Here is a 13,301-nt window from a genome sequence, read left to right as displayed (position 1 = left end):
CGTCCACCATAGAGGCAGGCGGTCGCCGTGTACTACCTTCATGACATGCGCGTCGACGTCATCACGAAGGAATACCCGCCGGAGATCTACGGAGGGGCCGGCGTGCACGTCGCGGAGCTCGTGAAGGCGTTGCGCGAGAGCGTCGATGTGCAGGTGCGCGCCTTCGGCGCGGACCGGGACGAACCGGGAGTGGCGGCGTATCGGACGCCTGCCGAACTCGCCGACGCGAACCCCGCGCTGCAGACCCTCGGCACGGATCTCGACATGGTCCCGGACGTCGCCGGGGCCGACGTGGTGCACAGCCACACCTGGTACGCGAACTTCGCGGGGCACATCGCCGCGCAGCTGCACGGCATCCCGCATGTGCTGACGGCGCACAGCCTCGAGCCGCTGCGTCCGTGGAAGGCCGAGCAGCTCGGCGGCGGGTACGCCGTCTCCAGCGGCATCGAGCGGCTCGCCTATGAGAACGCGGCGGCGATCATCGCCGTGAGCGGCGGCATGCGCAACGACATCCTGCGCGCCTACCCCCAAGTGGATCCCGCCAAGGTGCGGGTGATCTACAACGGCATCGACGTCGACGCCTGGCATCCCGTCGACGACCCGGAGGTTCTCGCGAAGCACGGCATCGATCCGTCGCGCCCCTCCGTCGTGTTCGTCGGCCGGATCACCCGGCAGAAGGGGCTGCCGTACTTCCTGCGGGCCGCCGAGAAGCTGCCGCCCGAGGTGCAGCTCGTGCTGTGCGCCGGGGCGCCGGACACCCCGGAGATCATGGACGAGGTGCGCGGCCTGGTGTCCGATCTGACCGCGACCCGCACGGGCGTCGTCTGGATCGAGGAGTTCCTCCCGCGCCACGAGCTCTCCGCGATCCTGACCGCAGCGACCACCTTCGTCTGCCCCTCCGTCTACGAGCCCCTGGGGATCGTGAACCTGGAAGCCATGGCCTGCGGCGCCGCCGTCGTCGGCACGGCGACGGGCGGCATCCCCGAGGTCGTCGTCGACGGGGTCACCGGCCGGCTGGTGCCGATCGAGCAGGTGCAGGACGGCACGGGCACCCCCGTGGACCCGGAGCGCTTCGTGTCGGATCTGGCTGCGGTGCTCACCGAGGTCGTCTCGGATCCGGAGCGCGCGAAGGCGTACGGCGAGGCCGGGCGTCAGCGCGCGGCCGACGAGTTCAGCTGGGCCGCGATCGCCGACACGACCCGGGCGCTCTACGAGGAGCTCACGGCCTGACCGATAGGCTGAAGGCATGTCTGCCGTCCTCGAATTCTCGGATGTCGTGGTGCGCCGCGACGGCCGCAACATCGTCGATCACCTCTCCTGGACCGTCGAGGACGACCAGCGCTGGGTCGTGCTCGGACCGAACGGCGCAGGCAAGACGACGCTGCTGCAGCTCGCCGACACGCTGATGCACCCGACGCAGGGCCGCGTCGACGTGCTGGGGGAGACCCTCGGCCGGACGGACGTCTTCGAGATCCGGCCGCGCATCGGCTTCGCCTCCTCTGCGATGGCCCGTCGGATCCCGGCGGACGAGACCGTGCTGAACACCGTGATGACGGCGGCGTACTCGGTGATGGGGCGCTGGAACGAGTCGTACGAGTCCCTCGACGAGCGGCGCGCGATGCGGGTGCTGGAGCAGTGGCACTTGGAGCACCTGTCCGAGCGCCACTTCGGCACGCTCAGCGACGGCGAGCAGAAGCGCGTGCAGATCGCCCGTGCGGTGATGACGGATCCGGAGCTCCTGCTGCTGGACGAACCGAGCGCGAGCCTCGACCTCGGCGCCAGGGAGGAGCTGCTGGGCCTGCTCAGCGGGTTCGCACAGTCGCCGACGACGCCCGCGATGGTCATGGTGACGCACCACGTGGAGGAGATCCCCGTGGGCTTCACCCACGTGCTGCTGCTGCGCGAGGGACGGATCGTTGCCGCCGGCCCGATCGAGCAGACCCTCACCGCGGAGGCGCTGAGCGAGGCGTTCGCCATGCCGATCGCGCTGGACCGGGCCGACGGCCGTTACGCGGCACGCGCCGCGTCCTGACCCCCGGCACCCTCGCCCCCGCTGCGAGCACGGGATCAGGGCCGAGGAGTGCTAGAATCGACCCTTGGTGCGTTCTGCACCGCAGACTTCCCTCGCCCCTGGCACAATCCAGGGCACCACGTAAGGAATCCCATGAAGACTGACATCCACCCCGAGTACCAGGCCGTCGTGTTCCGCGACCTCGGCACCGGAGACACGTTCCTGACCCGCTCGACGGTGACCAGCGACAAGACGATCGAGCTCGACGGCGTGGAGTACCCCGTCATCGACGTCGAGATCTCCTCCGCCTCGCACCCGTTCTACACGGGCAAGCAGCGCATCATGGACTCGGCCGGTCGCGTCGAGAAGTTCAACCAGCGCTTCAAGAACTTCGGCGGTTCCTCCAAGTAATCGCTTCCTCGAAGGCCCCGCTCCGGCGGGGCCTTCGTCGTGTCCGGGCCTCGCGCCTGGAAGCGGCGCCGTTCACCGAGGCCCCCTCGCAGCGTCGGGACCCCCTCGGAGATGCGCCGCCCTGTGGGGGCGTCGACGTGCCGAGGGGGCCTCGACGCGAGGGGGCGCTTGAGATCGATCCGCGCGCAGGATCCGCCGTCAGAGGGACCCGGCGGGAGAGTGCTGCCAGGTGGGATCCCCGTCGCGCACCGGCCAGCGGCCGTCGAGGCGATCGGTCGGATCGATCCGGCCGATCCGCACGAAGTAGTCGGTGAGGCTCGCCGCCTGCGCCCTCGCCCAGGCGATCTGACGCGTGTGCAGCTCCGCAGCGCTCGGCGGCAGCGGGAAGCGCTGCGCGAGAGCCTGTGCCACGCGCCCTGCCGCGACGGCGTCGGCGGAGGCGTCGTGCGCACCGACGAGATCGACGCGGTAGTGTGCCGCGACGATCTCCAGGGTGCGCTTGCCGGGACGGTAGCGGTCGTACGCCTTGTCGATGACGAGCGGATCGATCACGGGTGCCGGGTTCTCCAGAGGGGCGATGCGGTGGCGCCGCGCCTCGTGGGCGAGCAGGGAGAAGTCGAACGCGGCGTTGTACGCGACGACCGGCACACCCTGGTCGAGCAGCGACCGCAGTGCAGTCACGACGCCGGCGACCACCTGCGCCGCTGGCGCGCCGTCGCGACGCGCGCGCTCGGACGTGATGCCGTGGATCGCGGTGGCGCCGGCCGGGATCGGCACGCCGGGGTCGGCAAGCCACGTGCGCGCGGCGATCTCGGTCCCGTGGTGATCGAGGACGCCGACGTGCGCGGTGACGATGCGGTCGCGGGTGACGTCGACCCCGGTGGTCTCCAGATCGAAGACTCCGACGCGGGTCAGCCAGGGCGGCAGCGGCGTCGGCGGGGTCATGACGCCCACCGTAGGGCGAGCCCCGGACATCCCCGCGGCGGCGCGCGGCGGTGCGGCGACCCCGGGGTGACGGGCACCGGGCGGGCACGGAGCGGGCACCGCGGTGTCGGCGCGCCCGCGGCGACGGACGGCCCGCCGTCGCCCGTAGACTCGAGGCATGCCCGTTCCCTCGCCCTACGCCGCACGCCTGGATCGCATCCCCGTGCAGCGCTTCGAGGTCGAGGCGCTCGGCGGGCGCACCGCGTACTGGGCGTACGGCCCGGAGGACGCTGAGACCACCGTCCTCGCCGTGCACGGCTTCCGGGGGGAGCACCACGGACTGGAGCCCGTGGTCGCGCATCTCCCGGGCGTCCGCGTGATCATGCCGGACCTGCCGGGATTCGGCGAGACCGCTCCGCTGCCCGGCCGCGTGCACGACATCGAGGCGTACGCCGCGTGGCTCACGGACTTCGCGGCGGCGGTCGCACCCGGGGCCGTCATCCTGGGGCACTCGTTCGGATCCATCGTCGCCTCGGCAGCGGTCGCGCGCGGTCTGCAGACGCCGCGGCTGATCCTGGTGAACCCGATCGGCGCGCCCGCGCTCGAGGGGCCGAAGGCGGTGCTGACCCGCCTCGCGATCCTGTACTACACCCTGGGTGCGCGGCTGCCGGAGCAGATCGGCACCGAACTCCTGCGCAACCGCATCATCGTGCGCGCCATGAGCATCGCGATGGCGAAGACCACCGATCCCGCGCTGCGCCGCTTCGTGCACGATCAGCACGACACCTACTTCTCACGGTTCGCCGACCGCGAGGTGCTCAGCCAGGCGTTCCGCACCAGCGTGTCGCACGACGTGCGCGAGTTCGCGCCCCGCATCGCGGTGCCGACCCTGCTCATCGCCGCGCAGCGCGACGACATCACCCCGATCGAGGCCGAGCGCCGTCTGGTCACGCTGTTCCCGGATGCCGAGCTCGTCGAGATCGCCCACGTCGGGCACCTGATCCACTACGAGACACCGGCCGAGGCGGCGGGAGCGATCAGGCGGTTCCTCCGGCCTCTCGCCGTGCCAGCCCCATGAGACCGCCGACGCGGAACGGGATCACCTCGCCCATCGCGAGCGATGTCTCGGTCCGCTCGACCCCGTCGATCGAAAGGATCCGGGCGTCCGTGTCGAACAGGTGACGGGCGTCGCGGCAGGCGACCAGGGCGAGCAGGTCGATGGATCCGCTGAGCCCGTGCGCCTGCACGACCTCCGGCACCCTGGCGAGCTCCGCGATGATCCGGGGCAGCTCGGTCTGCCGCAGCCCGATGCTGATGAACGCCTGCAGCGGGTAGCCCAGCACGGCCGGTGAGAAGGCGCGCTCGTACGGCAGGAAGACGCCGGTCTTCTCCAAGCGCGCCATGCGCGCCTGGATCGTGTTGCGGGAGAGCCGGAGCTTCTCCGCCATCGCGACCACCGTGGTGCGGGGGTCGGCCGAGAGCATCTCGAGGATGTCGAGATCGGTGCGATCGAGGGTTGCCATGTTGCCAAAGGGTAGCAGGGGTGACAGAACGATAATTGGGCAACATGCTCAGGGCATGCCGGAATGCTTGAGCGACGTGTCAAGCGGACGTACCCTCAAGGCACAGCGAAGACGCATCGGTTCCGCTTCACGAGGGCGGATCCACTGAGGAGGACGAAGATGTCTACCCACCTTGATCCCATCACGGTCACCGGCATCGGGCTGGACGAGCCCGCCACCCTGATCGATGCGCGCGGCCGTCGCCACGCCGACGCGCGCCTGGCGCCCTTCGCCGCGGATGTCACCTCCGAGCAGCTCCTGGCCCTGCTGCGCGACATGGTGGTGCTGCGCCGCCTCGATGCCGAGGGCGTGGCGCTGCAGCGTCAGGGCCAGCTCGGCCTGTGGGCGCCTTGCCAGGGCCAGGAGGCCGCGCAGATCGGATCGGCGCGCGCGCTGAAGGACGACGACGTCGTGTTCCCCAGCTACCGCGAGACCGGCGTGATGCTGGTGCGCGGCGCGCAGCCCGGCGACTACGTGCGGATGTGGCGCGGGGAAGAGGGCGCCGCCTACGACCCGGCCGTGATGCACATGGCTCCGCTGCAGATCATCATCGGCGCGCAGACCCTGCACGCCGTAGGCTACGCGCTGGGCATCCTGCACGACGGTTCGGACCAGGTCGCCGTGACATACTTCGGCGACGGCGCCACGAGCCAGGGCGACGTGAACGAGGCCATGGTGTTCGCCTCCTCCTACCGCGCACCGGTGGTCTTCATCTGCCAGAACAACCACTGGGCGATCTCCGAGCCGGTCGCGGTGCAGTCGCAGTACCCGATCGCCGGGCGTGCGCCGGGGTTCGGGATCCCCAGCATGCGCGTGGACGGCAACGACGTGCTCGCCGTGTTCGCGGCGACGCGCTGGGCTCTCGAGCAGGCGCGCGGCGGCTCCCCGGCGTTCCTCGAGCTCGTCACCTACCGGATGGGCCCGCACACCACGGCCGACGACCCGACCCGCTACCGCGACCCGGCCGAGCTCGAGTACTGGCGCGGCAAGGATCCGCTCGCACGGCTGGAGACGCTGCTGCGCAACGAGGGCGCGCTCACCGACGAGGTCGCCGCCGGCTTCGCCGCGGAGGCGGAAGAGGCCGCCATGCAGATGCGCAGCGCGTGCCTGAGCATGACCACCCGCGAGCCGCTCGCGGTCTTCGACGGCGTGTACGCCGAGCCGCACACCGGACTCGCGGAGGAGCGCGCCGACTACGCGCGCTACCTCGCGACCCTCGCGGAGGCGTGACATGGTGCAGATGACGATGGGCAAGGCGCTCGGCGCCGCCCTGAAGCAATCGCTGGCGGACGACCCGAAGGTGGTGCTGCTGGGCGAGGACATCGGCAAGCTCGGGGGAGTGTTCCGGATCACCGACGGCCTGCTGGACGAGTTCGGCGCCGAGCGGATCATCGACACCCCGCTCGCCGAGTCGGGCATCGTCGGCACCGCCGTCGGACTCGCGATGCGCGGGTACCGGCCGGTGGTGGAGATCCAGTTCGACGGCTTCGTCTATCCCGCGTTCGACCAGATCGTCTCCCAGGTGGCCAAGCTGCACTACCGCATGCAGGGCACGGTGCCGATGCCGATCACCATCCGGATCCCCTGGGGCGGCGGCATCGGCGCTGCCGAGCACCACTCCGAGTCGCCCGAGGCGTACTTCGTGCACACGGCGGGCCTCCGCGTCGTCGCGGTGTCCAACCCGCAGGACGCGTACACCTGCCTGCGTCAGGCCATCGCGAGCGACGATCCCGTGATCTTCTTCGAGCCCAAGCGCCTGTACCACGCCAAGGGGGAGGTCGATCTGGACACCCCGCTCGCGGACGCGGCGCCGATGGGCCTCGCCCGTGTCGTGCGGGAGGGCAGCGACGTCACGATCGTCACGTACGGCGCGATGGTGCGCACCGCTCTCGACGCCGCAGAGGCCGCCGAGGCCGAGGGGCGCTCGCTCGAGGTCATCGATCTGCGCTCGCTCTCCCCGGTCGATTACGGAACGGTGTGCGCATCGGTGCGGCGCACGGGCCGCGTCGTGGTCGTGCACGAGGCTGCACGTGAGGCGGGCGTGGCCGCCGAGGTGATCGCGAGCATCACCGAGAAGTGCTTCACCTGGCTGGAGGCGGCGCCTCTCCGGGTCACCGGCCACGACATCCCGTACCCGCCGGCCAAGCTCGAGAAGTTCCACCTGCCCGACCTGGACCGGATCCTGGATGCGGTCGACCGGGTGTGCGATGACGAGCAGCTGCTGGAGGGGGCCGACCGATGAAGCAGGAGTTCCTCCTCCCGGATCTCGGCGAGGGTCTCACCGAGGCCGAGATCGTGCAGTGGCTGGTCTCCGAGGGCGACACCGTCGCCTTGAACCAGACCCTCGCCGAGGTCGAGACCGCCAAGGCGGTCGTCGAGCTGCCCTCGCCGCACGCCGGTGTGATCACGGCGCTGCACGCCGCCGCCGGCGACGTGGTTCCGGTCGGCGCCCCCCTGGTGGGCTTCGAGATCGAGGGCGCGGAGCCGACCCCCGCGCCGGCCGCCCCCGCACAGGCCGTCGAGGAGGGATCCGGTCCGAACCTCGTCGGCTACGGCGCCGCGCCCTCCGCCGGGCGTCCCCAGCGCAGGGCCCGTCGCGCGGCCGCGGGAACCACGACCGCCGTGGCCGCCGACGCCGAGGTGCGCGTCGCGGCGCCGCATGACGCGATCGAGGTCCACCCCGCTCCGCCGGTGCGCGGGGAGCGGCCGCGTTCCACGCCCCCGGTGCGCGCCTACGCGAAAGGGCTCGGCGTGGACCTCGCGCTGGTCGCGGCCGAGCTCGGCGACCGCGTGATCACGCGGGCCGATGTGGACGCGTACCGGGAGCGGATCGCCCAGCGCGCCGGCGGGACGACCTCCGAGTCCGCTGCCGTCGCGTCCGCGTCCGCGCCCGCGTCCGCGTCGACCGTGCCGGCCCGCATCCGTCCGTCGGCGGGGGAGCGCGCCACCACGCGCGTCCCGATCCGCGGCGTCCGCAAGCACACGGCGGAGGCCATGGTGCAGAGCGCCTTCACCGCGCCGCATGTGACCACGTTCCACACGGTCGACGTGACCGCGACGAGCGAGCTCATCGCGTCGCTGCGCAAGACCGCCGCGCCCGATGCCCCGCGCATCGGGGTGCTGACGGTGGTCGCGAAGGCGGTGTGCCTGGCGCTCGGACACTTCCCGGGTCTGAACTCCCGCTGGGACGGCGAGGCGGGCGAGATCGTGCAGCAGCACTTCGTCGACCTCGGCATCGCGGCGGCCACGGACCGCGGGCTCATCGTGCCGATCATCCGCGACGCCGACCGCATGACGCTGGGCGAGCTCGCCGCAGCCATCGCGGAGCTGACCCGCACGGCGCGCAGCGGGAAGACCCCGCCGGCCGATCTCGCGGGCGGCACGTTCTCGCTCACCAACATCGGGGTCTTCGGCATCGATGCCGGCACGCCGATCCTGCCCCCGGGACAGACCGGCATCCTCGCCCTCGGCGCAGTGCGGCGCATGCCCTGGGAGCACGACGGCGGGATCGCGCTGCGCGACGTCATGACGCTCAGCCTCTCGTTCGACCACCGCATCGTGGACGGTGCCGAAGGCGCCCAGTTCCTGAAGGCCGTCGCCGACGTCCTGGAGGAGCCGGGCCGGGCGATGCTGCTCGGCTGACCGGCGCGGTCAGCCCTCCCGGGAGCGGCGGTCCAGACCCAGCACGCGCCGGGTCAGCCGTCGCTCCCGCACGATGAAGGCCGTGCCCAGCAGCCACAGCGGCACCTGGGTGAGGAACGCCCAGCGGAACGCGTCGAGCGAATACGTCGCCGGCGTGCCGGCGCCCTGCAGGTCGAGGGCGAGTCCGATGAGGAAGATCGCGATGAGCGCGGCGAGGAAGCCTCCGCCGTTGACGACCCCGGTCGCCGTGCTGAGCCGGTGCTGCGGGTTGTGCGTGCGGGCGTGGTCGAACGCGACCATGGATGCGGGTCCGCCGGAGGCGAGCGCGATCGCGAGGACGATCAGCAGCCAGAGCGGTGCCGGGCCGGGCCACAGCACCACGGCGAGCCAGACGACGACCTGCACCGCGATCGTCGGCAGCACGAGCATGAGCGAGCGGCTGGTGGGGTGGCGTGCCGACAGGGTTCCCAGCACCGGGCCGAACAGGATCCCGAACAGCACGTAGACGGTCGTCACGAGCGCTGCCGTGCCGGTGGACAGACCCTCGCCGCTGGTGAGGAACGGGATCCCCCAGAGCATCATGAACGCGGTGCCCGCGAACGGCGTGGTGAAGTGGGTCCAGAAGCCGAGGCGCGTGCCGGGGTGGGCGAGTGCTTCGCGCAGCGAGACGCGCAGATCCACCTGCGACGTGACGACGCGGATGGCGCCGGTGTCCGTGTTCACCGACACGTCCTGGCTGAGCTCGGGCGGGCGGTTGCGGATCACCGCGAACACGAGCACGGTGAACAGCACGCCCAGCCCCGCCAAGCTCCCGAAGGCCACCGACCACGTGGTCGAGTGCAGCAGCAGCGGAAGCGGGATCAGCGCCACGAGCTGGCCGAGCTGACCCACGATTCCGGTCAGCTGCGCCATCAGCGGTCCGCGCTGCGCGGGGAACCAGATCGCGACCAGGCGCAGCACGCCGGGGAAGATCGCAGCGTCGCCGGCGCCGAGGATCATGCGCGCCACGATCGCGACACCGACGTTGGGCGCGAACGCCATGACCAGCTGGCCGATCGCCATGAGCAGCATTCCCGCGACCATGATCGGACGGGATCCGAACCGGTCCAGCAGGAGGCCGACCGGGATCTGCATGAGCCCGTACACGGCGAGCTGGAGCACCGCGAACAGCGAGAGCGTGGACGCATCGGCCTGGAACAGGTGCGCCGCGTCCACGCCGACGGCGGACAGCGAAGTGCGGTTCGTGATCGACAGCACGTACGCCGCGACCCCCACCGTCCAGATGAGCCACATCCGCCAGGTCGGTGCAGGGGCGGGATTCACAGCTCTCCTCGGGGTCGGCGGCTCCTTCGATCCTACGCCCGCCCCCGAGACGCGCCGGGACGGCAGCGGGCCCGTCCCGTGCGCGACGCGCTCACACCGCGGCCGTGTCGAGCAGCCGCAGACCGCCGCCGTCCATAGCGAAGCGGTGCACGGAGCCGTTGCCCAGCCGCTCGCCCGGCGCGGGAAGGGTGCCGCCGGAAACGTGCTCGAGCAGGGCGCGGATGACGCCGCCATGGGTGCAGATCAGCACCGACTCGACGCGGGGTGCGGAGCGACGGCGGGCGGCGAGCGCGATCCGGTCGAGCGAGGCCAGGGCGCGGGCCGTGAGCGCCGGGACCGTCTCAGCGCCCGGCACCTCCTCACGGCGCGCGCGGAACCGCTCCACGTACTGGTCCCAGAGCATCCCTTCGGCGTCGCCGAACTCGTGCTCGCGCATGCCGACGGTGATCAGCGGCGCCGGCAATCCGAGCTCGGAGGCGATGATCTCCGCGGTCTCCCGGGCGCGGCTGAGCGGACTCGCGTAGACGTGGTCGAAGGGCGTGCCGGCGAGGCGCCGCGCCGCATCGCGAGCCTGTGCGCGTCCGGTGTCGTTCAGGGGGATGTCGGTGGATCCCTGGATCCGGCCCTCCAGGTTCCAGTCGGTCTGACCGTGGCGGACGAGGGTGATGAGGGTCACGACAGCAGCTCCTGAAGGGCGGGGAGGACGACGCTGGTGGAAGCCGCGATGGTCACGGAGGCCCAGGCGTCGGCACGGGTCGGTTCGAGGTTGACGATGACGATGGGAAGGCCCCGACGGCGCGCCCGCTCGATGATCCGGATCCCGGAGTTCACCACGAGGGACGACCCGGCGACGACCAGCGCATCACCCGAGCGCAATAGGGCCTCGGCGGTGGCGAACCGGTCGGCGGGGATGAACTCGCCGAAGAAGACCACGTCCGGCTTGAGCGGGCCCCGGCACACCGTGCAGATCGGGAGGACGAACCCGGCCGTGCTCTCGGGGCGCACGTCGCCGTCCGGGGCGAGCAGCACCTCGTCCGGCACGTCCAGCCAGGGGTTGCTGTGCTCGATCTGAGCGGCCACGGCGTCGCGGGAGAACGCCTGCCCGCACCGCAGACACAGCACGGTGCGCATCGTGCCGTGCAGTTCGACCACGCGCGCGGACCCGGCAGCGAGATGCAGCCCGTCGACGTTCTGCGTGATCACACCGACGGCTCGTGCGTCGGACTCGAGGGCGGCGATCGCGCGGTGACCGGGGTTCGGATCGGCGGCGCCGAAGGAACGCCATCCGAGATGACTGCCGAGCCAGTACCGGCGCTGCGCGTCCTCGGATCCGAGGAACGTCTGCACGGTCATGGGGGTGCGTCGCGGTGCGGAACCGGCGCCGCGATAGGCGGGGATGCCGGAATCCGTGGAGAGACCGGCACCGGTGAGGAAGGCGATGCGGCGGCCGGCCAGCAATTCGGCGACCGGCTCGAGCTGCGCGTGCAACGACGGCATGCTGCTGTTCACGGAACCTCCCCGCCCGAGTCTACGGTGGCGTGTCGTCGGGGCGGCCACGGGTTCGCGAGTGCCGGGGACGCCACCGGCTATCGACCTGGAAGAGTGGATCCGTGCACGAACTCCGCATCGACGACCCCGGTGATCCTCGTCTCGACGACTTCCGGGGTCTGACCGACACCGCGCTGCGTGCGCGCCGGGACGTCGAGGGCGGCCTGTACATCGCCGAGTCGCTCAAGGTGATCGAGCGCGCCGTGCGGGCGGGGCATCGGCCGCGGTCGATCCTGACCCAGGAGCGCTGGCTCACCGGGATCCGCGACCTCGCCCTCGCCGATTCTGTGCCGGTGTACGTCTGCCCGGATGTCGTGGTCGAGGCGGTCGCAGGGTTCCCCGTGCACCGCGGCGCTCTGGCCGCGATGCACCGGCCGCCGCTCCCGGCGCTGTCCGCGGTCCTGGCCGGAGCGCGCACGATCCTCGTGCTGGAGGATCTCATCGAGCATGCGAACGTCGGGTCCGCGTTCCGGGCGGCTGCCGCCCTCGGCGCCGACGCGGTGCTCGTCTCGGCGCGCTGCGCGGACCCGCTGTACCGCCGCAGCGTCAAGGTCAGCACCGGCACCGTGTTCCAGGTGCCCTGGACGCGGTTCCGCGATTGGGAAGAGCTCGCCCCGCTGCTGCGTGCGGAGGGGATCCGGCTCGCCGCCCTGGCGCTGCGCGAGGACGCGGTGCCGCTGGAGGCGTATGCGGCCACCCGTCCGGAGCGCCTGGCGCTCGCGTTCGGATCCGAGGGGCCCGGTCTCACCGCGGATGCCCTGGCGGCGGCCGACGCGGTCGTGACGATCCCGATGGCCGGTGGCGTGGACTCGCTCAACGTCGCCTCCACGGCGGCGGTCGCCCTGTGGGCACTGCAGCATCCGCCCTCCGCGCGCCCCTGAGATCGCGCCGGGCGGGTGGCGTTCGGCCGCCGAGCCGTGCGACCGCGGTGAGGTGCTCAGTCCTCGCGCGGCAGCAGCACGGGCATCGGCTCCGGGCGCTTCGCCTCGATGTCGTCACCGGAGGACTGGTGGCGCAGACGTCGCAGCACCCACGGCACGAGGTGCGTGCGGGCCCACACCAGGTCCTCGTTGCGGGCCTCGCGCCAGGTGCGCTCCGGGAGCGGGTCGGCCACCATCGGCTGCAGATCGTTCGGGACGTTGAGCGCGCGCAGCACCAGCCGGGCGACCTCGTGATGCCCGAGCGGGTTCATGTGCAGCCGGTCGTCGGCGAAGAACCGGGGATCCTGGATGGTCTTCAGACCCCACTGGTCCGCGACGATGCAGTCGTGACGCTCGGCGATGGCGCGCACGTTCTCGTTGTAGATCGCGACCTTGCCGCGGAACGGCCGGAACACCGGCGTGAAGTCCGTGTCGATGCCGGTGATGAGCACGATCGCTGCGCCGGTGCGGTCCAGGCGCGTGACCATGTCGTCCAGCTGCACGGCGATCTCGTCGGGATCGGTTCCCGGGCGGATGACGTCGTTGCCACCCGCGCACAGCGTGACGAGGTCGGGGTTGAGCGCGATCGCGGGGGCGATCTGCTCATCGGCGATCTGCGCGATGAGCTTGCCCCGCACGGCCAGATTGGCGTACGCGAAATCCTCGCTCTGCGCGCTGAGCACCTCCGCGACGCGATCGGCCCAGCCGCGGTGGCCGCCGGGCGCGCTCGGCTCTGGGTCGCCGATGCCCTCGGTGAACGAGTCGCCCAGCGCGACATAGCGATGCCATGGGTGCGGGGTGTCGTTGGGGACATACGGGGTGCGCGGCTCGTGACCGGACATGATCCTCCTCCTGCATGCCGCGCGGTCGGCGCGGCGCCGGATCCGAGACTACTCGCGCCGGACGCCGTGCGCCCCGCCGGAGGAGCCCCGCCGTATGGTCCGGGATGTCGGCGGGCTC

14 protein-coding genes are annotated in these 13,301 nt (G+C 71.6%); 8 read left to right on the top strand and 6 right to left on the bottom strand.

The features are described 5' to 3' along the window. Positions 1–45 precede the first annotated feature (45 nt). From glgA to AERO9AM_RS09460, 3 genes are all read left to right on the top strand, one after another. Positions 46–1,230, top strand: coding sequence for a glycogen synthase (gene glgA, locus AERO9AM_RS09470; RefSeq protein ID WP_159575908.1), 1,185 nt, complete (start codon positions 46–48; stop codon positions 1,228–1,230). Between the two features lie 16 nt (positions 1,231–1,246). Then, the gene (locus tag AERO9AM_RS09465) at positions 1,247–2,032 is read left to right on the top strand and encodes an ABC transporter ATP-binding protein (RefSeq protein ID WP_159575907.1); all 786 of its coding nucleotides are present in this window, start codon (positions 1,247–1,249) and stop codon (positions 2,030–2,032) included. A 132-nt stretch (positions 2,033–2,164) separates the two neighbouring features. Next, positions 2,165–2,422: a type B 50S ribosomal protein L31 gene (locus tag AERO9AM_RS09460; protein ID WP_159575906.1), complete on the top strand. Its 258-nt coding sequence runs from the start codon at positions 2,165–2,167 to the stop codon at positions 2,420–2,422. A 198-nt stretch (positions 2,423–2,620) separates the two neighbouring features. On the opposite strand, the gene AERO9AM_RS09455 is transcribed toward AERO9AM_RS09460, so the two are convergent. Further along, positions 2,621–3,367, bottom strand: a complete 747-nt coding sequence (locus AERO9AM_RS09455) for an exonuclease domain-containing protein (protein ID WP_159575905.1) — start codon at positions 3,365–3,367, stop codon at positions 2,621–2,623. A gap of 157 nt (positions 3,368–3,524) precedes the next feature. On the opposite strand from AERO9AM_RS09455, the gene AERO9AM_RS09450 reads away from it, so the two are divergent. Continuing rightward, positions 3,525–4,424, top strand: coding sequence for an alpha/beta fold hydrolase (locus AERO9AM_RS09450; protein WP_159575904.1), 900 nt, complete (start codon positions 3,525–3,527; stop codon positions 4,422–4,424). Here AERO9AM_RS09450 and AERO9AM_RS09445 read toward each other — a convergent pair. Beyond that, a complete protein-coding gene (locus AERO9AM_RS09445) occupies positions 4,384–4,869 on the bottom strand; it encodes an Lrp/AsnC family transcriptional regulator (RefSeq protein ID WP_159575903.1) in 486 nt (161 codons plus the stop codon). The two genes, AERO9AM_RS09450 and AERO9AM_RS09445, sit on opposite strands and share 41 nt — an antisense overlap. 159 nt (positions 4,870–5,028) lie before the next feature. Between AERO9AM_RS09445 and AERO9AM_RS09440 the strand changes: the two genes are divergently transcribed. From AERO9AM_RS09440 to AERO9AM_RS09430, 3 genes are read left to right on the top strand one after another with little or no spacing between them, the layout of a single operon-like run. Then, the gene (locus AERO9AM_RS09440) at positions 5,029–6,138 is read left to right on the top strand and encodes a thiamine pyrophosphate-dependent enzyme (RefSeq protein WP_159575902.1); all 1,110 of its coding nucleotides are present in this window, start codon (positions 5,029–5,031) and stop codon (positions 6,136–6,138) included. 1 nt (position 6,139) lies between these two features. Beyond that, positions 6,140–7,150, top strand: coding sequence for an alpha-ketoacid dehydrogenase subunit beta (locus AERO9AM_RS09435; protein WP_159575901.1), 1,011 nt, complete (start codon positions 6,140–6,142; stop codon positions 7,148–7,150). Next, a complete protein-coding gene (locus AERO9AM_RS09430; RefSeq protein ID WP_159575900.1) occupies positions 7,147–8,550 on the top strand; it encodes a dihydrolipoamide acetyltransferase family protein in 1,404 nt (467 codons plus the stop codon). Before AERO9AM_RS09435 ends, AERO9AM_RS09430 begins: the two co-directional genes overlap by 4 nt. A gap of 9 nt (positions 8,551–8,559) precedes the next feature. Here AERO9AM_RS09430 and AERO9AM_RS09425 read toward each other — a convergent pair whose 3' ends face one another. The 3 genes from AERO9AM_RS09425 to AERO9AM_RS09415 form a co-directional block, all read right to left on the bottom strand. Further along, positions 8,560–9,843 carry an MFS transporter gene (locus AERO9AM_RS09425; RefSeq protein ID WP_159577470.1) on the bottom strand — a complete coding sequence of 428 codons (1,284 nt, stop codon included), beginning with the start codon at positions 9,841–9,843 and terminating at the stop codon, positions 8,560–8,562. Positions 9,844–9,964: 121 nt separating this feature from the next. After that, positions 9,965–10,549 (bottom strand): histidine phosphatase family protein, encoded by a 585-nt coding sequence (locus AERO9AM_RS09420; RefSeq protein WP_159575899.1) that lies wholly within the window; start codon positions 10,547–10,549, stop codon positions 9,965–9,967. Beyond that, complete coding sequence (locus AERO9AM_RS09415) at positions 10,546–11,370, bottom strand: Sir2 family NAD-dependent protein deacetylase (protein ID WP_159577469.1); 825 nt, start codon at positions 11,368–11,370, stop codon at positions 10,546–10,548. The genes AERO9AM_RS09420 and AERO9AM_RS09415 overlap by 4 nt, the downstream gene beginning before the upstream one ends. Positions 11,371–11,483: 113 nt before the next feature. Between AERO9AM_RS09415 and AERO9AM_RS09410 the strand changes: the two genes are divergently transcribed. Beyond that, entirely contained in the window at positions 11,484–12,302 is an 819-nt protein-coding gene (locus tag AERO9AM_RS09410; protein WP_159575898.1) for a TrmH family RNA methyltransferase, read from the top strand. A gap of 56 nt (positions 12,303–12,358) precedes the next feature. Here the strand turns inward: AERO9AM_RS09410 and AERO9AM_RS09405 are convergent, their stop codons facing one another. Next, on the bottom strand, positions 12,359–13,183 hold the full coding sequence (locus AERO9AM_RS09405) for an SGNH/GDSL hydrolase family protein (protein WP_159575897.1): 825 nt from the start codon (positions 13,181–13,183) through the stop codon (positions 12,359–12,361). Positions 13,184–13,301 lie beyond the last annotated feature (118 nt).

The sequence above is a fragment of the Microbacterium sp. 8M genome, assembly GCF_902506375.1.
Lineage (GTDB): Bacteria > Actinomycetota > Actinomycetes > Actinomycetales > Microbacteriaceae > Microbacterium.
This window is presented reverse-complemented; position numbering and strand designations above follow the sequence as displayed.